Source organism: Streptomyces sp. NPDC005925 (assembly GCF_040638805.1).
Taxonomy (GTDB): Bacteria; Actinomycetota; Actinomycetes; order Streptomycetales; family Streptomycetaceae; genus Streptomyces.
Genome location: NZ_JBEXVL010000005.1, coordinates 346,855 through 367,324, shown reverse-complemented (window position 1 = coordinate 367,324; position 20,470 = coordinate 346,855). Strand labels below are relative to the sequence as shown.

The 20,470-nt window shown below is 73.0% G+C and carries 12 protein-coding genes; 4 read left to right on the top strand and 8 right to left on the bottom strand.

Going from position 1 to position 20,470, the window contains the following annotated elements:
* Nucleotides 1-170: 170 nt before the first annotated feature.
* Nucleotides 171-1,061 (bottom strand): M15 family metallopeptidase, encoded by an 891-nt coding sequence (locus ABZ354_RS10255; protein ID WP_358654952.1) that lies wholly within the window; start codon nucleotides 1,059-1,061, stop codon nucleotides 171-173.
* A gap of 429 nt (nucleotides 1,062-1,490) precedes the next feature.
* Here ABZ354_RS10255 and ABZ354_RS10250 point away from each other — a divergent pair, with 429 nt between their 5' ends.
* On the top strand, nucleotides 1,491-2,240 hold the full coding sequence (locus ABZ354_RS10250) for an MIP/aquaporin family protein (RefSeq protein WP_358654950.1): 750 nt from the start codon (nucleotides 1,491-1,493) through the stop codon (nucleotides 2,238-2,240).
* Between the two features lie 21 nt (nucleotides 2,241-2,261).
* The gene (gene glpK / locus ABZ354_RS10245; protein ID WP_358654949.1) at nucleotides 2,262-3,779 is read left to right on the top strand and encodes a glycerol kinase GlpK; all 1,518 of its coding nucleotides are present in this window, start codon (nucleotides 2,262-2,264) and stop codon (nucleotides 3,777-3,779) included.
* A 127-nt stretch (nucleotides 3,780-3,906) separates the two neighbouring features.
* On the opposite strand, the gene ABZ354_RS10240 is transcribed toward glpK, so the two are convergent.
* The 5 genes from ABZ354_RS10240 to ABZ354_RS10220 are packed head-to-tail and all read right to left on the bottom strand — an operon-like array spanning nucleotide 3,907 to nucleotide 11,979.
* Nucleotides 3,907-4,512 carry an ATP/GTP-binding protein gene (locus ABZ354_RS10240; RefSeq protein ID WP_358654948.1) on the bottom strand — a complete coding sequence of 202 codons (606 nt, stop codon included), beginning with the start codon at nucleotides 4,510-4,512 and terminating at the stop codon, nucleotides 3,907-3,909.
* Complete coding sequence (locus ABZ354_RS10235; protein WP_358654947.1) at nucleotides 4,493-8,158, bottom strand: hydantoinase B/oxoprolinase family protein; 3,666 nt, start codon at nucleotides 8,156-8,158, stop codon at nucleotides 4,493-4,495. Before ABZ354_RS10235 ends, ABZ354_RS10240 begins: the two co-directional genes overlap by 20 nt.
* A gap of 24 nt (nucleotides 8,159-8,182) precedes the next feature.
* A complete protein-coding gene (locus tag ABZ354_RS10230) occupies nucleotides 8,183-8,578 on the bottom strand; it encodes a DUF742 domain-containing protein (protein ID WP_358654946.1) in 396 nt (131 codons plus the stop codon).
* Between the two features lie 9 nt (nucleotides 8,579-8,587).
* Nucleotides 8,588-9,022: a roadblock/LC7 domain-containing protein gene (locus ABZ354_RS10225; protein ID WP_358654944.1), complete on the bottom strand. Its 435-nt coding sequence runs from the start codon at nucleotides 9,020-9,022 to the stop codon at nucleotides 8,588-8,590.
* Nucleotides 9,019-11,979, bottom strand: coding sequence for a nitrate- and nitrite sensing domain-containing protein (locus tag ABZ354_RS10220; RefSeq protein WP_358654999.1), 2,961 nt, complete (start codon nucleotides 11,977-11,979; stop codon nucleotides 9,019-9,021). The genes ABZ354_RS10225 and ABZ354_RS10220 overlap by 4 nt, the downstream gene beginning before the upstream one ends.
* A 418-nt stretch (nucleotides 11,980-12,397) precedes the next feature.
* On the opposite strand from ABZ354_RS10220, the gene ABZ354_RS10215 reads away from it, so the two are divergent.
* Together ABZ354_RS10215 and solA are read left to right on the top strand one after the other, a co-directional pair.
* Nucleotides 12,398-13,006 carry a hypothetical protein gene (locus ABZ354_RS10215; RefSeq protein ID WP_358654942.1) on the top strand — a complete coding sequence of 203 codons (609 nt, stop codon included), beginning with the start codon at nucleotides 12,398-12,400 and terminating at the stop codon, nucleotides 13,004-13,006.
* Between the two features lie 455 nt (nucleotides 13,007-13,461).
* The gene (solA, locus tag ABZ354_RS10210) at nucleotides 13,462-14,631 is read left to right on the top strand and encodes an N-methyl-L-tryptophan oxidase (protein WP_358654997.1); all 1,170 of its coding nucleotides are present in this window, start codon (nucleotides 13,462-13,464) and stop codon (nucleotides 14,629-14,631) included.
* 171 nt (nucleotides 14,632-14,802) lie between these two features.
* Here the strand turns inward: solA and ABZ354_RS10205 are convergent, their stop codons facing one another.
* Complete coding sequence (locus tag ABZ354_RS10205) at nucleotides 14,803-19,473, bottom strand: hypothetical protein (protein ID WP_358654940.1); 4,671 nt, start codon at nucleotides 19,471-19,473, stop codon at nucleotides 14,803-14,805.
* A gap of 86 nt (nucleotides 19,474-19,559) precedes the next feature.
* Nucleotides 19,560-20,441: a hypothetical protein gene (locus tag ABZ354_RS10200; RefSeq protein WP_358654938.1), complete on the bottom strand. Its 882-nt coding sequence runs from the start codon at nucleotides 20,439-20,441 to the stop codon at nucleotides 19,560-19,562.
* Between the last annotated feature and the right edge of the window lie 29 nt (nucleotides 20,442-20,470).

Genomic DNA, 20,470 nt, shown 5'->3' with positions numbered 1-20,470 from the left:
CGGAGGGGGGGTCTGTGGGGGGCCGCTCGGCGGCGGCCGGTCAGGGGCCTCACCGGCGGCCGACCGGGTGCCTCACCGGCGGCCGTCGGACGGCTTCGGCTGTGGCCGGTGAGGGCTGAGTGGCGCGGGCCCTCCGTGGCGAGGGCCTTTCCCGAGGTGGGCCGAGAGCCTCAGCGGCGGCCGGTCAGCGATGTGGCGGACACGGGGAAGTCGAAGAAGGTGTCCGGGTACGGCTCCGGCTTGAAGGTGAAGTGCCACCATTCCTCGGCCAGGTTCACGAAGCCGAGGTCCTCCAGGGTGCCCTTGAGGAACAGCCGGTTGGCGCGCTGCCGGCCCTGGATGCGGGGGTCGAGGGTGTGGGAGAGCGTGTCGAAGCAGTCGTAACCGGTCCCCATGTCGACGGAGCTGTCGGGGAAGCGCTCGTCCTGGGGCGCGTAGCAGGGCACGAGGGGCAGGCCGGGGTGGTAGGGCCTGGTCGGTTTCGCGGGGAGCCGGACGAGGGTGAGGTCGACGGTGGAGCCGCGGCTGTGGCCGGACTTCTCCGCGATGTAGCCGTCCGCGAAGAGGCGGGTCTTGTCGACGTCCGGGTAGAACTCCGTCTTCATCGTCTGGTCGTCGAGGTCCTTGGCCCAGCGGACGAAGTGGTCCACGGCGCGCTGCGGGCGGTAGCAGTCGTAGACCTTGAGGCTGTAGCCCTGGCGCAGCAGTCTCGTCTGGGCCCTGTGGAGGGCTTCGGCGGCGGGGCGGGTGAGGATGCACAGACGCTGCCGGTAGCCGTCGATGCGCTCGCCGACGAAGTTGTGCCGGGTGACGTAGCGCATCTCCTCGATGATCGTCGGGTTCACGTCCCCGAGGGCGACGAAGTCCTCGGGCGCCTCGGGCTCGGGGCCGTTGCGGGTGGCGGCGGTGCGGGCGCCGTCGGCGGGGGTGGGGTCGGCGTGGGCGGTTCCCGCCGCGGTGGTCACGGCGAGCAGGGTGCCGAGGGCGGTGACCACGGCGCGTACCGCGGTGGGCAGCCGGGCCGTCGTGGAGAGGTGGGTACCGGTGGAGTGTCGTGTCATGTCTCCTGCATTTATCAGGTGCGGGTCGCACCGAGGAAGCGGTCGGACGGGTCGGACGCGGTCGTGTCCGTGACGGGTGACGTCTCCGAGGCGGGACCGGGGCCGTCGATGCCGGGCAGACCGGGCCCGCGCCCGTCCCTGGGGTGCCGGCCACGTCGACGCCCCTGGCGCCGGTGAACGCTTCCGGTGTCAGCGACGTCGCGCCGCGTCTCGGGGCATGGTGGCGGCGGGCCGCGCGGCCAGCCGGGTCCGCCCGTGCGCCGCGTGACGATGCTGCGGGGCCGGCCCGTCACCCGGCGAAGGCCCAGGGTGCGGGGCTCCCGGCGCCGCCGTCGGGCGAGACCGCCGCGGGAAACGCACCATGGGAGGACGGACCCACCTGTACGAGCGCCGGGCCGGTCGTCCCGGCGCCGCGGCTAAGGAGCCGTCATGAACAACGGAGACATATTCGTCGGCGAGATCATCGGTACGGCGATCCTCGTCCTGTTCGGCGCCGGTGTGTGTGCCGCCGTCACGCTGAGGTTCTCGAAGGCCCGCGCCTCGGGCTGGATCGTGATCGCGTTCGGGTGGGGCTTCGCCGTGCTGGCGGGCGCCTACACCGCCGCCCCCCTGTCCGGCGGACAGATCAATCCGGCCGTCACCCTCGCCATCGCCATCGACACGGGAGTGTGGAGCAAGGTCTGGGTGTATCTGCTGGGACAGATGGTCGGCGCCATGCTCGGCGCCGTGCTGTGCTACCTGGCGTACTTCGCGCAGTTCCGGGCCAACCAGCGTGAGACGGGCACCACGGAGGGCACGGTGGACGAACCGATTCCCACGCTCGGGATCTTCTCCACCGTCCCGGAGATCAGGCACCCGCTGGCCAACCTGCTGACGGAGATCATCGCGACGATCGGGCTGGTGCTGCCGATCCTGGCGTTCGGACTCACCAAGGGACTCGGCCAGTCCGGCCTGGTCGCGCTGATCGTCGCGCTGCTCGTCGTCGGCATCGGACTGTCCCTGGGCGGTCCGACCGGCTACGCCATCAACCCCGCGCGCGACCTCGGCCCCCGGATCGTGCACACCTTCCTGCCGATCCCGAACAAGGGCACATCCGACTGGGGCTACGCGTGGATCCCGGTCGTCGGCCCGCTGATCGGCGGTTCCCTCGGGGCCCTCATCTACAACGCAGCCTTCTGAATCCCGGCCCGAGAGGTAGCCATGACGGACAACTCCGAGAAGTACGTCGCCGCAATCGACCAGGGCACCACCTCCAGCCGCTGCATCGTCTTCGACCACAGCGGCTCGATCGTCGCCGTCGACCAGCGCGAGCACCGCCAGATCTTTCCCAAGCCCGGCTGGGTGGAGCACGACGCCACCGAAATCTGGTCGATGGTCCAGGCGGTGGTCGCCGGGGCCCTCGCCGGGGCCGGACTGCGCGCGGACCGGCTCAGTGCGCTCGGCATCACCAACCAGCGCGAGACGACCGTCCTGTGGGACCGCGCGACGGGCAGGCCCGTGCACAACGCGATCGTCTGGCAGGACACCCGTACGGCCGCACTGTGCAACCAGCTGGGCGGCTCGGACGGCCAGGACCGGTTCCGCGAGCAGACCGGGCTGCCGCTGGCCAGCTATTTCTCCGGCCCCAAGGCGGCCTGGCTGCTCGACAACGTGCCCGGACTCCGGGAGCGTGCGGTGCGCGGCGAGATCGCCTTCGGCACGATCGACTCCTGGCTCATCTGGAACCTGACCGGTGGCCCGGACGGCGGACGGCACGTCACCGACGTGACGAACGCCGGGCGCACCATGCTGATGAACCTGGAAACCCTTCAGTGGGACCAGTCCATCCTGTCCGCGATGAACGTCCCCGAGGCGATGCTGCCGGAGATCAGGTCGTCCTCCGAGGTGTACGGCACCGCGGTCGGGCAGCTGGCCGGGGTGCCCGTCGCGTCCGCGCTGGGCGACCAGCAGGCCGCGGTGTTCGGGCAGGCCTGCTACGACGTGGGCACGGCGAAGAACACCTACGGCACCGGCAGCTTCCTGCTGCTCAACACCGGCAACCGGCCGGTGGCGTCGGAGAACGGGCTGCTGACGACGATGGGCTACAAGATCGGCGCCGAGGCGCCCGTGTACTGCCTGGAGGGCGCCATCGCCATCACGGGCGCGCTGGTGCAGTGGTTCCGCGACCAGCTCGGCATCATCCGTACCGCCGACGAGATCGAGCCGCTCGCGGCGAGCGTGGAGGACAACGGCGGGGCGTACATCGTGCCCGCGTTCTCGGGTCTGTTCGCGCCGTACTGGCGTTCCGACGCGCGCGGTGTCGTCACCGGGCTCACCCGGTACGTCACGAAGGCGCACCTCGCGCGGGCGGTGCTGGAGGCGACGAGCTGGCAGACCCGTGAGGTCGTGGACGCCATGTACCAGGACTCGGGTGTGCGGATCACCACCCTGAAGGCCGACGGCGGCATGACGAAGAACAACCTGCTCATGCAGCACCAGGCGGACGTGCTGGGTGTGCCGGTGATCCGGCCGAAGGTGTCCGAGACCACCTGCCTGGGCGCCGCGTACGCGGCCGGGCTCGCCACGGGTGTGTGGAACGACCTCGACGAGCTCAAGGCGCACTGGCAGGAGGACGCCGAGTGGCGGCCCGCAATGGAGGCGTCGGTGCGCGACCGCGAGTACCACAACTGGCGCAAGGCGGTGGAAAAGAGCTTCGGCTGGCTGGAGGACGGCGAGTAGCACGCACAGGTGCGCGGGAGTCTCCGCCCCCGCGCGTGTGCCGCCTTCGCACCGCGCGGTCCCGCGTCTGTGGCCGTACGGTGTTCCCGTGTCCCTGGCGGGCCGGGGGCACGGGATCGCGCCCGCGTCAGGTGGTGACGCTCCGGCGTTCGTCCTGCGCGTACCTCATCGCGTGCTGGACGACGCCGACCAGTATCTCCTTGACGGACTCGCGGTCGCGCGCGTCGCACATGACGACCGGGACGTAGTCGTCGAGGTCGAGGGCGTCCCGCACGTCCTGTTCGGGGTAGCGGGCCGCGCCCTCGAAGCAGTTGACGCCGACGAGGAACGGTATGGACCGCCGCTCGAAGTAGTCGATGGCGGCGAAGCAGTCCTCCAGGCGGCGCGTGTCGGCGAGCACGACGGCTCCGAGGGTGCCCTCGGAGAGCTCGTCCCACATGAACCAGAACCGCTCCTGGCCGGGCGTGCCGAAGAGGTACAGCACCAGGTCCTCGCGGAGCGTGATCCGGCCGAAGTCCATGACCACGGTGGTGGTGTGCTTGCCCTCGACGCCGCTGGTGTCGTCGACCGGGCGCCCTGCCTCGGTGAGCAGTTCCTCGGTGCGCAGCGGCCTGATCTCGCTGACCGCGCCGACCAGGGTGGTCTTGCCCACGCCGAAGCCGCCGGCCACCAGGATCTTGAGCGTGACGGGCTCAATGGGGGGCTTGCCGCGCTCAGAGCGCCCGAAGATCATCGGTCTTTTCTCCTGCGTGATGGGGATCGCGCGACGGTGGGCCGTAGCCTCCGCCGCCGGGGGTTTCGATGACGAGTACGTCCCCGGGCCCGACGTCCGCGAAGTCGCTTCCGCCGAGCTCGGTGACCGTGCCGTCGGCGCGCTCCACCCGGTTGGCGCCGAGTGCGCCGGGCGCGCCGCCGGCCATGCCGTACGGCGGGACCCTGCGGTGCTGGGAGAGCGTGGAGGCGGTCATGGGTTCCAGGAACCGGATGCGGCGTACCGCACCGTCCCCGCCGCGCCACCGTCCGGCGCCGCCGCTGTCGGGCCGGACCGCGAACTCCTCGAGCCGGACGGGCAGCCGCCACTCCAGGACCTCGGGGTCGGTGAGCCGTGAGTTCGTCATGTGGGTCTGGACGACGGGCGCGCCGGGGAAACCGTCGCCCGCGCCCGATCCGGAGGCGACGGTCTCGTAATACTGGTGGTGTTCGTTGCCGAAGGTGACGTTGTTCATGGTGCCGGAGCCCTCGGCCTGCACGCCCAGGGCGGCGTACAGGGCGCCGGTGACGGCCTGGGAGGTCTCGACGTTGCCCGCGACGACGGCGGCCGGCGGCTCGGGGGCGAGCAGGCAGCCGGACGGCACGACGATGTCCAGGGGGCGCAGACAGCCGTCGTTGAGCGGGATGTCGTCGGCGACGAGAGTGCGGAAGACATACAGGACGGCTGCGTTGACCACCGAGAACGGGGCGTTGAAGTTGGTGGCGAGCTGCGCCGAGGTGCCGGTGAAGTCGATGGTCGCGCTGCGGTTGTCGCGGTCCACGCGCACGCGTACGCGGATGATCGCGCCGGAGTCGGTCTCGTAGGCGTACGCGCCGTCGTCCAGGGCGTCGATGACGCGGCGGACGGCTTCCTCGGCGTTGTCCTGAACGTGCCGCATGTAGGCCTGGACGACGTCGAGCCCGAAGTTCCCGATCATGCGGCCGACCTCGTCGACGCCCTTCTGGTTGGCGGCGATCTGGGCGCGCAGGTCGGCGATGTTGGTGCCGGGGTTGCGGGAGGGGTACGGCGCCCCGGTCAGCAGGCGGAGGGTCTCGGCCTCGCGGAAGCGGCCGTTCTCGGCCAGCAGCCAGTTGTCGAAGAGGACGCCCTCCTCCTCGATGGTGCGGCTGTTCGCGGGCATGGAGCCGGGCGCGATGCCGCCGATCTCGGCGTGGTGCCCGCGGGAGGCGACGTAGAACAGGATCCGGTCACTGTGCGTGGCCGGGTCCGAGTGCGCCGCGGTGCTCGTGGGAGCGGCGTTCCCCGTGTCGAAGACCGGGGTGATCACGGTGACGTCGGGCAGGTGGGTGCCGCCGTGGTACGGGTCGTTGACGGCGTAGGTGTCGCCCGGCCGCATTCCGGCGCCTCGCCGCCGGATGACCTCTTGGACGCTGGTGCCCATGGAGCCCAGGTGGACGGGGATGTGCGGGGCGTTGGCCACCAGGTTCCCGTCCGGGTCGAACAGCGCGCAGGAGAAGTCGAGCCGCTCCTTGATGTTGACGGACTGGGCGGTGGATTCCAGCCGGGCGCCCATCTGTTCGGCGATGGACATGAACAGGTTGTTGAAGACCTCGAGGAGAACCGGATCGGCTTGGGTGTCGAGACGGGAACTCTGCGTGACCGCGACGCGTTCCATGACCAGATGCCCGCCGTCGGTCGCGGCCGCCTGCCAGCCGTCGTCGACCACGGTCGTCGAGCCGGCCTCCGTGATGATCGCGGGGCCGGTGACGGTCTCGCCGGGAGGCAGGTGCTCGCGGCGGTGGAGGGGCACGTCGCGCCAGGTGCCGCCCGTGTGGAGGCGGACGGTGTCCGGGGCGGCGCGGTGGCCCGTGTAGGGGGCGAGGGCCGACAGATCGGGGGGTTCGGTGATGCCGGTGGCTTCGACGGAGAGGGCTTCGACGACGATCGGGCGGTCCAGCGTGAAGGAGTACGTGGCGCGATGACGTTCTTCGAACGCCTGCCGCATGGCATCGGGGCCGGTCAGCTCGACGGTGAGGGTGGTGTCGGTGCCGTCGTAGCGGAGCTGGGCGCGGCGCGTGATCCGGATGCGATCCCCGGGGACGTCCTCGGCGAGGAGTTCGCCGCGCGCGGCAGTCGTCAGCTCGTCCGCCGTCCGGTGGACGCCGTGCATCGCGGCGGGTTCCAGAGGCGCTTCGACGGACTGTTCGCGCATGGCGGTGGTGTCGGCGAGTCCGATGCCGAGCGCGGAGAGGACTCCGGCCATGGGCGGCACGAGTACGGTGCGGATGCCGAGGGAGTCGGCGACCCTGCACGCGTGCTGGCCGCCGGCCCCGCCGAAGGTGGTGAGGGCGTAGCGGGTGACGTCGTGGCCCTTTTGGACGGAGATCCGCTTCACCGCGTTCGCGATGTTGGCGACGGCGATGCGGAGGTAGCCTTCGGCGACCTCCTCGGGGCTGCGGTCGTCGCCGGTCTGCTCGTGGATCTCGCGCGCGAGGGCGGTGAAGCGGTCCCGGACGAGTTCCGCGTCCAGCGGCCGGTCGCCGTCGGGTCCGAACACCCGGGGGAAACAGGCGGGTTGGATGCGGCCGAGCATGACGTTCGCGTCGGTGACGGCGAGCGGGCCGCCCCCGCGGTAGCAGGCGGGACCGGGGTCCGCGCCCGCCGAGTCCGGCCCTACGCGGTAGCGGGCGCCGTCGAAGTGGAGGACGGAACCGCCACCGGCCGCGACGGTGTGGATGTCCACCATGGGCGCGCGCAGCCGGACCCCGGCGATCTGCGTGGTGAAGACCCGTTCGTAGTCGCCGGCGAAGTGCGAGACGTCGGTGGAGGTGCCGCCCATGTCGAAGCCGATGACGCGGTCGTAGCCCGCCAGTTGCGACATGCGGGCCATGCCGACGATGCCCCCGGCCGGGCCGGACAGGATGGCGTCCTTGCCGCGGAACTGCCGGGCCTCGGCGAGCCCGCCGTTGGACTGCATGAACATCAGCCGCACGCCGTCGAGCCGCCCGGCGACCTGCTGTACGTAGCGGCGCAGTACGGGCGACAGGTAGGCGTCGACCACGGCGGTGTCCCCGCGCGGGACGAGCTTCATCAGCGGACTGGCCTCGCTGGACAGCGAGATCTGCGGGAAGCCGATACGGGCGGCGAGTTCTCCCACCGCCTCTTCGTGGGCGGGGTGGAGATGGCTGTGCAGGCACACGACGGCGACCGCGCGGATCCCGTCGTCGTACGCCGCCCGGAGCGGACCGGTGAGGGCGTCCAGGTCGGGTGCGCGCAGGACGGTGCCGTCGGCGGCGGTGCGTTCGTCCACCTCGACGACCCGCTCGTACAGCGGCTCGGGCAGGTCGATACGCCGGGCGAAGATGTGGGGGCGGTTCTGGTAGGCGATGCGCAGCGCGTCGCGGAAGCCGCGGGTGATGACGAGCAGGGTCCGCTCGCCCTTGCGTTCCAGCAGGGCGTTGGTGGCGACGGTGGTCCCCATCCGGACGGCCTCGACGGGGTCGTCGGCGCCGTCGAGCAACGTCCGGACGCCGGCCACCGCCGCGTCGGCATACCTCGCCGGATTGTCCGACAGCAGTTTGTGCGTCAGCAGCCGGCCGTCGGGGCGCCGCGCGACGACATCGGTGAACGTGCCGCCCCGGTCGACCCAGAACTGCCAGCCTGTCACGTCAGTACTCCGCTTCCGCGCCGCTCACAGCGCCCGCAGGCCGTTGATCACGTCGCGCAGAATACTCTCGTCCGGCAGTTCCGCCGGGGGGACCGGCCGGTTCACATGGACGAGCTCCGCGGCCACGAGGTCCCCGACGAGGACCCGGACCACGCCGATGGGCAGGTTGAGGTCCGCGGCGAGTTCGACGACCGACTGCGGGGTCTCACGGCACATGCCGATGATGTCGACGTGTTCCGGGGACAGCGTGGGGTCGTCTTCACCGTCGCCCGCGCCGGGCTCCGTGACGACGACCGCGATCACGTCGAGGCGGTGCTGGGCCGCACTGGTGGTGCGGCCACGCGTCATGGCGTACGGGCGGACGACCGGACCCGCCTCGTCGTCGAACCAGTGGCTGCTTCCCTGACCGTCTGCGCTCATGCCATCCCACTACCCACCGTGGTGCAGATCGGCGCGTGGAGCAGTGCCCAGGTGCACGCCGACCCGCTTGACCAGCAGCGTCATCTCGTAGGCGACCTGGCCGACGTCCGAGTCGGCGTCCGCGAGGACGGCGAGGCAGCTGCCGTCGCCGGCGGCCGTCACGAACAGGAACGCGTCGTCGAGTTCGACGATGGTCTGCCGGACGCTGCCCGCCTCGAAGTGCCGGCCGACGCCCTTGGCCAGGCTGTGGAAGCCCGACGCGACGGCGGCCAGGTGCTCGGTGTCCTCACGGGTGAGGTCCTGGGACGCCCCGGTCGCCAGTCCGTCGCCGGAGAGCACGACTGCCTTCCGGATACTCGCGACGCGGTCCACCAGGTCGTCGAGCAGCCAGTTCAGCTCTCCGGAGTTGGTCGCGATGTGGCCGGTCGCCTTTGGTGCGGTCATCGACCTTCCCCCTTGTTTGTTTCGTGTGGTGCTTGGCCGCTGTCGGCTCCGTCGTCTGCGGCGTTGTCGTCGCGGCCGCGCTGCCAGCCGCGCTGGAGCGAGGCCATACGGTTGCGTACTTCCTCGGCGTCCCGTTCGGGGGTCTCGGCGCGGTTCGCGCTGCGTCCCTGCTCCCGCTTCAGCTGGGGTGCCAGGTTGGCCTGCCGGACACGCCGGGGCAGTCCTCCTGCTCCGCCCAGGCCGCCGGGCTGCGGCGCGCCGCCAGGTCCCACCCCGGGGCCTTCGCCGCCCGGGGCACGGTCGGTCCCGCCGGGCGCACCGGGGGCCGGCGTGGCCGGTCCGTCGGATTGGCGTCGCCCGGCGCGCCCGGGCAGGAGCGGCGACTCGGATTCGCCGCCGGGGGCGCCGCCCCGGGGGGCGCGGGTGGCCGGGGCCGGGGTGGGCCCGTCGGCGTGGGCCGCCGGGTCGGTGTCCTGGCGGTCGGGCGTCGTACCGCGACGGCGGGAGGGCAGCGGCGGCACCGAGTCGGTCTGCTGCCCGCCGGTGCCGGGACCGGCGGCGGGCTCGGGGCCACGGCGACGGGCAGGCAGCGCGGGCGGCGTTCCGTCCGACCGCTCGTGGCCGCCCGTGGGTGCCGTGCCGTCCGCTTCGCCGCGTCGGCCCCGCTGGTCGGTGACCGGACGGCCGTGCGAGCTGACCAGCTTGGGCGTGTGGCGCCGGGGCAGCGAGACGGGTGCGCTCACGGCGCCGTCCGCGTCCTCGTGGTCGGCGATGCCGTGGTGACGGTCACGGCGGCGGTCAGCCGCGTCGTCGGCGGCGCGGGGCGCGTCGCCACGTCGGCGGAAGAGGCCGCCGCGTTCGCTGTCCTCGTCGCCGATCACGCCCGGGAAGTCGAGGCCGTCGAGGTCGGCGGCGGCCGCCAGTTCGACCGGGCCGTCCAGCAGGGGGACCGACAGGCCCGATGCCGGGACCTGGGCGAGGGCGGCGCGCCGGCCTTCCTCCAAGTCGCCGGGCTTAGGGCGCTGCGGGCGGTCGAGGCGGAAGCCGACGCCGTTGGTGTCGGGTCCGTCGTCCGTCAGCAGCGCGTCGGGAAGGAACACGACGGCGGTGGTGCCGCCGTAGGGCGACGGCTGGAGGGAGACCCGGACGTTCTGCCGCTGGGCGAGTCGGCTCACGACGAACAGGCCGAGCCGGTCGGTGTCGGACAGTTCGAACTCGGGTGTCTCGGCGAGCCGGAGGTTGGCGTCGAGCAGCACGTCGGCCGCCATGCCGAGACCGCGATCGTGGATCTCCAGGGTGAAGCCGTTGGCGACCCGCTCCCCGAGGACCTGCACGGCGGTGTGCGGCGGGGAGAACACCGTGGCGTTCTCGAGCAGTTCGGCCACGAGGTGGGTGAGGTCGGCGACCGCGGGACCGGTGACGGCGACCCTCGGCAGCCGGCGCACCTCGATGCGCTCGTAGTCCTCGACTTCGGCGACGGAGGCACGTACGACGTCCATGAGCTGGACGGGTTTGCGCCACTGCCGGGAGGGGGCGGCTCCGGAGAGGATCACCAGGCCCTCCGCGTGCCGGCGCATGCGGGTCGTCAGGTGGTCCAGGCGGAACAGGTCGGCGAGTTCCTCGGTGTCCTCGGTACGCCGCTCCATGGTGTCCAGCAGGGTGAGCTGCTTGTGCAACAGGACCTGGCTGCGGCGGGCGAGGTTCACGAAGACCTCGGAGACGCCCGCCCGGATCTCGGCCTGCTTGACGGCGGCCTCGACGGCGGCCCGCTGGAGGGTGTTGAGGGCCTGGCCGACGTCGCCGATCTCGTTCTTGTCGTATTGCAGACGCGGGACCTCGGTCTCGACGTCGACCTCTTCGCCGGCCGAGAGGCGGCGCATCACGCTGGGCAGCCGCACGCCGGAGGCCTCGTGGGCCTCCAGGCGCAGCTGGCGCAGGTCGCGGATGAGGCCGCGGCCGATGCGGACGGACAGGAAGAGGGAGAGCAGCAGGGCGATGAGACCGAGGACACCGGCCACGGCGGCCTGGACGATGACGTTCATCGCGGCCGGGCCGACCCGGTCCTGGTAGCGGTCACCGGCCTGGTCGTTGAGGGTGGCGAGTTCCTTGAGCACATTGCCGGCCGCGGCGTCCCAGCTCTTGGCGTCGACTCCGCCGGGCCTGCCGGTGTCGGAGGTGACGGCCGCTTCCTCGGCCACGCGCACGGGCGCGGAGGAGGCGTTCTTCCAGAAGCTCTCGAACCGGTCGCGCTCCGACGGGGGCAGCTGCGGCAGGTTGATCTCGTACATCAGGGTGCGCTGGGCCACCAGGTCGGAGACGTCGCGGATCTCGCCGCGGGTGATCCTGCCGACGAGGAGGGCCGAGCCGAGCAGCGCGTCCTCACGGGACAGCAGTTCCCGGGCCCGCGCGAGGCTGACCAGTGCGCGGTACTGCTTCTCCAGTTCACCGTCGTCGATGACGGTGAGATCGGAGAGCAGGACATAACAGGGGTCGACCAGACGGTTGTAGAGGTCGAGGGCCTGGACACGGTTGACCGTGCCCTCCTGGACACTGCGGCGCAGGGAGGAGATGCCGCCGAAGGCGTCCAGTACGGCGGTCAGCCGGTCGTGGGAGCCTTCGCCGAGGGCGTCCGACACGTCGCCGTTCCTGGCGTTGGCGCGAATCTCGGCGATGGCCCGGTCGGTGGCCTTGCGACTCCGTGCGAGATCGGCCAGTCCCTTGGAAGCGCGTGGGTCTGCGAGGTAGACGAGGGTCTGGCGGCGCTCCTGCTGGAGCACCCGGACGGTGTCCTCGACGGGGTAGCCGATTTCCTCGACCACGGCCGCCGCATCGAACAACCGGCCGGCCTCGCGTCCCGTGAGTACCGTGGTGAATGCCCAGATCGCGGTGAGCGACACCAGCGGCACGAGAAGCAGCGCCACGATCTTCCGGCGGATCGACTTCCCGCGAAAGCGCATGGCCTCCCCCAGCTCGACCCCCGTCGAGGCGGGGGCGTTCATGTGCGTCAACAAACGGCGCGAGCCTACTACCGACATCCCGGGAACTCGAAGAGTCTTCCGGAAGGTGCGGTTCCGCAGTGCTGGAGAGAGATGCCGAGTTGTCCGGGCATTGGGGTAGATTGCCGCCCCGAATCCGGCGGCCCTCCGACCCACCGAGCACCGCACATCACAGGTCAATTGGCCGGTTTCTTTCGTCCTCCGGGAATCTTCACGCCGCGCCGTTCGTCCTACTCCATGGGAAATGGGGGCGGATTAGGCCCCCGGAGCCGCACCCTGCCCCGCGGTGGCGTAAAACAGCTCAAGCCGGGCAGCCGGAGGAGTCGGGGCCTCGAGCCTGGGGCAAGCAGACTGCTGGGGATGGGGAAGTGACACGTTGATGGGCACGGCGGAGCAGCTGGAGGCTTCCGTTGACGACGGGGTGGGACGTGTGACGGCACCACGCGGTACGGAGGCGCCGGATCCCGGGATTCCGGCGGCCGGGCAGAGGCGGTCCCGCGAGGACGCGTCCAAGGAGACTGCCACCGCGGGGGCCGCCCGTGGACACGGCACACAAGAGGACACGAGCACGGCACAGGCGTGGCCGGAGCCGGCGTCCGGCCGCCCCCTGTGGATCGAGGAGCCAGCGCGGCGGCGCCGCCTGCCCGATCCGGTGCGCACGGCGGCGGTGCGCGCGGTCCTCATCATCGCGGTGACGCTGGTCCAGGCGATGGTGGCCTTCCTGTCCGCCCTGGCCGGGTCGTGGCTGGCGTTCCCGATGGTGATCAGCAGCGTGGCCAGCACGGTGGTGGCCACCTGGGGCGCACTGGACGTCTGGGTGACCCGACAGGTCTGGAACCAGCGCGACGGTGTGGTGTCGACCCCCAGCAGCACGGCCCGCACCCTGCGGCGGGAGCGGCGCCGGGCCCGCAGACAGGCGCGTGCCGCCGAGCGTGCGCAGGAGCGGATACGGGGGCGGGGCGGCGCGGGGCGACTGTCGCATCCCTAGGGGCGGCGGCCAAGGGGGCAGCAGCGAGGGGCGCACGCGCGCTGTTCTCCGTCGCGGCGGCAGCCCACGGCACCGCTCGTCCCAGGGCGGCACGGACCGGCTGAGTGGCCATTACCTGCCGCCGACCCGAGTCGGTCGAGCCCTGACTGCCTCCGGCTCACCCGGGCCGGCCAAGCGGCCTCGGCAATGCCGGGACGTCGGGACTGGCCGACCGGCGTTCGATGTCCCGCAAGGGCAAGGGCCGCCGGCCTTGCGGGGGCCTCAGCCTCTGCGCCGCCGACCGGACAGCCGGGGCAGCCGCCGGTTCCGGTCGGTCCGCCCGGAACCGGTCGGTGCCGGGGGTGGTGGGGGTGGCGCCCACTGGGACGATCACCCTGTCGGCGGACAGGATGTCCGTCGCCGACGAACCGCCCCTCGACCCGAAAACGACCCGCATCGCCGCCAGGAGGTCCCGCATGTCCCCCGGTTACGACGTCGTCGTCGTCGGTCTCGGCGGCATGGGCAGTGCCGCCGCCCACCATCTGTCGGCGCGCGGTGCCCGCGTGCTCGGCCTGGAGAGATTCGGTCCGGTGCACAGCCGCGGTTCCAGCCACGGCGGTTCACGGATCACCCGGCAGTCGTACTTCGAGGACCCGGCGTACGTGCCGCTGCTGCTGCGCTCGTACGAGCTGTACGAGGAGCTGGAGCGGGCCACCGGCCGGGAGATCGCCGTCATCGGCGGCGGTGTGATGGTCGGCCGGCCCGAGTCGCGGACCGTCTCCGGATCGCTGCGTTCCGCGCGGGAGTGGGACCTGCCGCACGAGATGCTGGACGCGAAGGAGCTCCGGCGCCGGTTTCCCACGCTCACACCCCGGGACGACGAAGTCGCCCTGTACGAACGCAAGGCCGGGCTGCTGCGGCCCGAGAACACCGTCGCCGCGCACCTTCAGCTCGCCACCCGGCAGGGCGCCGACCTCCACTTCGACGAGCCGGTGACGCGCTGGGAGCCGTACCGGGACGGGGTGCGGGTGCACACCGCCGAGGACACGTACACGGCGGGACACCTGGTGGTCTGTCCGGGTGCGTGGGCGCCGCAGATGCTGACGGGCCTGGGGGTTCCGTTCACAGTCGAGCGGCAGGTCATGTACTGGTTCCGGCCGAAGGGCGGCACCGGGCCCTTCCGCCCGGAGAACCACCCCGTCTACATCTGGGAGGACGCGTCCGGCGTCCAGGTCTACGGCTTCCCGGCCATCGACGGCCCCGGTCTCGGCGCCAAGGTCGCCTTCTTCCGCAGAGGGCTCGCCACCACCCCGGAGACCATCGACCGGACGGTGCACGAGGAGGAGGTCAGGGCCATGGCGGAGCACATGCGCGGCTGCATCCCGGACCTGCCGGGCACCTTCCTGAAGGCCGCGACGTGCATGTACACCACCACCCCGGACGAGCACTTCGTCGTCGCCCGTCACCCGGCGCACCCCGACTCGGTCACCGTGGCATGCGGGTTCTCCGGGCACGGTTTCAAGTTCGTCCCCGTGATGGGCGAGGTCGTCGCCGACCTGGCACTGACGGGCGCCACCGCGCACCCCGTCGGACTGTTCGATCCCGCCCGCTTCGCCGCCGCGCCCGCCCGGGGAACACCCGGGTGACGACGACCGAGGTCACCCTCCTTCGCCGTCACCCGGCGCCAACGGCAACGCAGGCGGCAACGGTCGGGGCCACGTCGTACGGTCCGGCAGCTGGGCACGACATACCGATGTCGCGCCGTCGGGGACCACGGCCGGCCCGCGGTCCCCGCCCCGCCCGCCGCAGCCCGGTGGCTACGACGGGATGGGCGCCGGGCGCTTGTACATCCGTGTCGCGGTGATCTCGCTGTGCCCGCCCTCCGCGCCGGAGACGTCCCGCGGCAGGCCCGGCCGCAGGTGCTCCTCGACGCTGATGTACTTCAGCCCGGCCCTGAGGTCGGCGTCGTTGCGCAACCGGATGACCAGCGGAAACTCGGCCAGAGCGGTCGTGTCGAACAGGCCCGTGGTGTAGAGGAGCTGCACGCCGAGGGCGTCGGAGACAGCTCGCTGGAGCTCCAGGAGGTACGTCGCGTTCGCGCGGCCGATCGGGTTGTCCAGGAACAGCGTGCCGGCGTGCCGGTGCTTGTCGCGGCCCCGGTCGTTCGAGCGGAGGGCGGCCATGGTGCAGTACAGGGCGATGGCCGCTGTCAGCAGCTGGCCGCCGGAGAACACGTCGCCCATCTGGCCGACGGGGACGCGCTCGGCGCGCAGCACCGCGTCCGGCTTGAGGATCTCCACCGCCACGCCCTTCGGCTGGAGCGCCGCCGCGACGCCGCGCAGCAGCAGGGACATGCCGTCGCGCCGCAGGTCGGAGTTCTTCCTCAGGGCCGCGCGGGTCGCCTCGTCCACGACGTCGCCGAGCCGTTCGGTGAGGGTGGCCTGGTCGGGTTCCTCGAAGCGGATGCGCAGGAACTCCTGCCCCGACCACTCGCCGAGCCCTTCGGGCAGCCGGGACAGCCGCTGCGCGGACCGCAGCGTGGCGAGAGCCGACTCGACCAGGCCGCGCAGACGGTCCACGATCGAGTCGCGGTTGCGCTCCAGTTGCTCCAGCTCGTCCGTCAGGACCCGTAGCCGGGGCGCGAAGGCGTCCGCCCACTTCTGGGCGTGTTCGGGCAGCGCGGCGGCGGGCAGTTCGCGGATCTGCTGCCGGGCCGGGGTGCGCACCTGCTCGTAGCGCGTGGAGTTGGCGTGCCGGACGAGGATGTCGCTCGCCTCGCGGACGGCGGCCTCGGCGGCGGACAGGTCGGCGGCGCAGCCGCGCAGCGACCGGCGGGCCTCGGCGGCCGAGTGCCGGGCCTCCTCGGGACTGCCCGGGTACGGCTCCGGCTCGTCCTGCTCGTCGTCCGCGGTGTGTTCGCGCAGCAGGTCGCGGAGCATCGCCGCGATCTCGTCGAAGCCGCTCGCCGCGTCCTCCGCTGCGCGGTGCGCGTCGAGGAGTTCGGCGTGCGCCTCGCGCGCGTGCGTCCCCGCCTCGGTGCGGGTAGCCAGTTCGGTTGTCGCCGTGCGCAGCAGGGCCTGGGCGTGCTCGGCGTCACGCGGTACGAGTTCCTCGGGCAGTTCGGTGTGGGCCTCGGCGTCCTCGGGCGCGTGCCGCTCGGCCTCGCCGCGCAGTCGGCCGAGCTGCTCGCTGGCGCTGGACACGCGGGTCTCCAGCAGCTGCACGAGCTCCTCGGCGCGGGCCGCGGCGGCCTGCCGGGACGGCCCGTCGGAGCCGTCCGGGGACTCCAGCAGTTGCGCCGCGCGCGTACGGACCTTGTTGCTGAGCCGGTCCAGTTCGGCGCGGGCGGCGCTCTCGTCGCTCTCGGCGCGTGCCTGCTCGGCGCGCAGGTCGGCGCCGACGCCGACCTTCTCGTACACCTGGGAGGCCGCCCGGTAGGCCTCGCGGAGCGCGGGCAGGGACGATTTCGGCCCACCCGCGCCGTCCTCCGGTACGTCGTCGGGTGCGCCGGCGATCTCGGAGCGCTCGGCACGCAGCGCACGCGCGGTGCGGCGGGCGTCGTCGGCGGCGCGCTGGGCCGCGCGACGGTCCTCGTCGGCGGCGCGGGCGCGCTCCAGGCAGGTCTGGGCGCGGGCCTCGGCCTCGGCGGCCTCGTCGGCGAGTTCACGCAGTCTGGCCTGCCAACCCGCCCGTTCCCGCAGCCGGAAGGCCAGCCCGGCGAGGGCGTCGGCGGCGCGCCGGGCCCTCTGCGCGGCCTCCTGCCGCTCGTCCCGCACCTGCACGGCCTCGGCGGCGGCCTCCTCGGACTCGGCCCGCGCAGTCCGCGCCTCGGCGAGTTCCGCCTCGGCCTCGGCGGCGAAGGCGCGGGCCTCCTCGGCGGTCCGGGCCAGTTCGGCGAGCCGCCCGGCGGGGCAGGCGGTGCGCCAGGAGGCGAGTCGGGCGGCCAGCTCGCGGTCCTTGCCGAGCCGGGCGGCCAGCGTCCGGATCTCCTCGTCGCGCGCGGTGGCCCGGGCGCGCAGCGCCTGCCGCTCCTCGTCGGCGGCGTGCTCGTCGTGCATGGCCGGGTTCGGCGGTACGAGGAAGACGTCGTCGGAGCCGACTGCCGGGGTGGGCGCGAGGAGGGCCGCGGCCGTGCCGACCGCGACGGTGGACCGCGGCAGCAGCGCCGCGCCGCTCAGCGCGTCCCGCGCGCGTGCGTGCGAGCCGGGGTCGGTGATGACGACGCCGTCGACGAGTTCGGGCCGGGCCGCCAGCACGCGCGCGTGGTCGGCGGGGTCGACGGCCTGCGCGAGGTAGCGCCAGCCGGGCAGCGCGGGGATGCCGTGCTCGCCGAGGAACTCGACGGTGGCCAGCACGTCCGGGCCGGGCGGCAGCAGTCCGCCGTCGCCGAGGGCGCCGAGGATGCGCGAGTCGTCGGCGGCGGCCGTACGGAGGTCGAAGAGCTGGCGTTCGGCGGAGGAGACGGCGTCGTCGAGCAGGGCGCGCAGGTCGTCGGCGCACCGGTCCAGTTCCCCGGCGGTGAGCGCATCCGGCCGGGACGGGCGGTGGGCGGCGCCGCCGTCGGACCCGGTGCGGGAGGAGGCGCCGTCGCCGCCGCGCTGCCCGGGGACCCCCGCCCGTGCGGCGCCCGGGGTGCCCGGGGTGCCCGGCAGGCTCAGCAGTTCCGCGAGCCGTTCCTCGGCCGCGAGCGCCTCGGCGGTGCGGCACTCCGCCTGGTGGCCGTACTCGGCCGCCGTGGCCGCGTCGGACGCGCGGGCCGCGGTCAGTTCGGCGCGGGTCTCGGTGGCGGCGGCCTCGCGCGCGTGCTCGGTGGCCCGGCGTGCGGCCTCGCGGGCGGTGTCCCAGGCGGCGACGGCTGCTTTCTCTGCGTCGCTGGCGGCGAGGGCGGCGCGGGCCGGGTCGGCGTCGGGCGCGGTGTCGTCGAGCCAGCCCGCACGGACCGCCTCGGCGGTCTCCTGCTCGACCTCCGCGAGGCGCTGCCGCAGGTGCCCGATCTCGCTGCGGGCACGCTGCGCCTCGGTGGCGGCGGCTGTGGAGTCCCGGTGGGCCGTGTCGCCGGTGTCCTGGAGGGCGGCGGAGCGATCCTCCTCCTCGTTGGCGAGGTCCTCGGCGCTCTGCGCGGCGGCGTGCAGGGCGCGTACGAGATCGACGGCGGCCTTGGCGCGGGCGGCGAGCGCGGGGGCCGCGTCGCGTTCTGCCTCCTGGATCGCCGCGGACACGCGCGTGACACGGTCGGCGGCGGCGCGGTGCCGCAGGACGGCTTCGGCGGCCTGCCAGGCGGCGTGCAGAGTGCGGGCGTCGGCGAGTTCGCGCTTCTGCGCCGCGGCGGTCTTCTCGGCGGCGGCGAGTGCCAGGGAGGCGTGCCGGTAGGCGAGTTCGGCGGTGATCAGGGCGCTGCGCCCGCGCGCGGACTCGGTGTGCGTGACGGCGTGCGCGGCGGCGCTGACGCGCTGCGCGAGGTCGGCGGCCCGCGCCCGCTCCCGTTTGCCGCGCGCGGACAGCCGGCGGGCGAGTGTCCTGGTGCGGCGTTCGGCGGCGGCGTGGATGTCACGCGCCCGTGCGCGGGCGGCGGCGGCCTCCACGATGCGGCCGAGGAGGTCCACGGAGCCCGCGGTGAAGTCGCGTTCGGCGATGAGTTCGGCGCGGCGGCCGAGCTTGTTGCCGAAGCCGCCGACGAGGTCGGCGAGTCCGTCGGTGTCGCGGGTGTCGGTGACGGCACGCAGCAGCAGGTCGGTGAAGTCGGAGTCCTTCTTGACGGCGAACAGGCCGGCGGCTTCGCCCTCGTCGGCGTTCATCTCGCGCTGATAGCGGAAGAGTTCGGGGTCGAGGCCGAGTTCGCCGAGGTGGTCGGTCCAGCGCTCGTGGGTCTCCTCCCAGTGCACTTCCAGGTGCGGGTATGCCTTCTGGGCCTCCGTGAGGGAGTCGCGGAAGCCCTTCATGGTGCGGCGGCGGCCGTGTGCGCCGGAGGCGCCCTCCACGGCGGGGCGCACGGCGGTCGACTCGGCCACGGGGAGGTTGTCCAGGCTGAGTCCGGGGCCCGGGCGGAAGGAGTACCAGGCCTCGGCGAACTTGCGCGGGTCGTTGGAGACCTGCCGCCCGCGCCACTCGCTGACCTTGCCGACGACGACACACTCGCCGGTGAGCACGTGCTGCCACTCCAGCGCCACGTGACCGCAGTCGTCGGCGAGGAGGAACTTGCGCAGGACGCCGGAGCTGGCCCCGCCGAGGGTGTTGCGGTGGCCGGGCAGCATCACGGAGAAGATCAGCTTGAGCAGCACCGACTTGCCGCCGCCGTTCTCCAGGAAGAGCACGCCGGCGGGTGCGGGGCGGCGCGGCGGACCGACCGGCTCCGCCGCGAAGAACTCCGCCTGCGTGGGCGCGGGGTCGGGCACGGGCTGGCCCACACCGCGCAGGTCAAGCACGGTGTCGGCGTAGCGCGCACCGGCGGGTCCGATGGAGTAGAGGCGGACCCGGGACAGCTCGTACATGGCGGACTCTCGTAAGGCTTCGTCAGGGGGAGTTCCCGAGCTCGGGGGTGGGGGAGCTCGGGAACCAGGGCTTCGGGAACCGGGGCTCAGGAGGAGTGGAACGGCAGTCCGGCTTCGGCCACCAGGTCGAGGGCGTCGCTGTCCTCGGGCGGCAGCAGCGTCGCGGTGCCGTCGGTCACCGGGACGATGCCGAGCTCCAGCAGTTCGGCCATGGCGGCGCCGCCGGCCATGTCGCGGACCTGGAGCTGGTAGCGGGCCGTCGTGCGGTACGTGCCGCCGTTGTCGTCGCCGGTGCGCTGGAGGAAGCCGGAGTCGGTGAGGAACGCGACGGCCTTGGCGACGATGCCGGTGGTGGAGCCGGCGAGGCGGCGGGCGTCCTTGGTGGCACCGGTCGCGCTGCGTCTGGCCCAGATCCGCCAGGCCGTCTCCAGGCCGGGCGCGCCGCTGGCCGGGTCGGTGTTCTCGCCCTGTTCCTCGGCGCGCGCCTCCAGGCGCCGGCAGGCCTGCCGGACGAACGCGTCGACGCCGTTGACGGTGACGCGGCCGATGTAGCCGTCGTCGGCGAGGTCCTCTGGGCGCGGGAACGCCAGGGCCGCGACGGCGAGGTGGGACAGACCGTGCAGGAAGCGGTCACCGGAGTCGGCGGAGGTGCGGCGCGCGTACTCGCTCATGCGGACGGCGAACACGGAGTCCTCGGCGGCCGTGACGGCCATGCCCGCGCGCGGGGACACCTCCAGGACGACGAGCCCGAGCCCGGTGGCGACGGCGTCGGCGAGCCGCGCGAACGGCGGGTCGTCCCGGTAGCGGCGCAGCAGGTCCGCGTACTCCTGGTCGCGGGCGGGCTGCAGTTTGGGCTGGAGGCCGAAGGAGACGAGCCGCGCCGCGTCGGCGGCGTCGGCGGGGGTGACGGCGGCGTTCGCCTGCGGGACCGCGGGCTCCGCCTCACTCCACTCGACGTGCTCGGTCACGGTCGGTGCTCCTTGCTGTGCTGGTGCCT

Excerpts from the sequence above, each read along its gene's own strand:
- ABZ354_RS10255 (WP_358654952.1), bottom strand. The coding sequence starts at position 1,061 with ATGACACGACACTCCACCGGTACCCACCTCTCCACGACGGCCCGGCTG.
- ABZ354_RS10250 (WP_358654950.1), top strand. The coding sequence starts at position 1,491 with ATGAACAACGGAGACATATTCGTCGGCGAGATCATCGGTACGGCGATC.
- glpK (WP_358654949.1), top strand. The coding sequence starts at position 2,262 with ATGACGGACAACTCCGAGAAGTACGTCGCCGCAATCGACCAGGGCACC.
- ABZ354_RS10240 (WP_358654948.1), bottom strand. The coding sequence starts at position 4,512 with ATGATCTTCGGGCGCTCTGAGCGCGGCAAGCCCCCCATTGAGCCCGTC.
- ABZ354_RS10230 (WP_358654946.1), bottom strand. The coding sequence starts at position 8,578 with ATGAGCGCAGACGGTCAGGGAAGCAGCCACTGGTTCGACGACGAGGCG.
- ABZ354_RS10225 (WP_358654944.1), bottom strand. The coding sequence starts at position 9,022 with ATGACCGCACCAAAGGCGACCGGCCACATCGCGACCAACTCCGGAGAG.
- ABZ354_RS10220 (WP_358654999.1), bottom strand. The coding sequence starts at position 11,979 with ATGCGCTTTCGCGGGAAGTCGATCCGCCGGAAGATCGTGGCGCTGCTT.
- ABZ354_RS10215 (WP_358654942.1), top strand. The coding sequence starts at position 12,398 with ATGGGCACGGCGGAGCAGCTGGAGGCTTCCGTTGACGACGGGGTGGGA.
- solA (WP_358654997.1), top strand. The coding sequence starts at position 13,462 with ATGTCCCCCGGTTACGACGTCGTCGTCGTCGGTCTCGGCGGCATGGGC.
- ABZ354_RS10205 (WP_358654940.1), bottom strand. The coding sequence starts at position 19,473 with ATGTACGAGCTGTCCCGGGTCCGCCTCTACTCCATCGGACCCGCCGGT.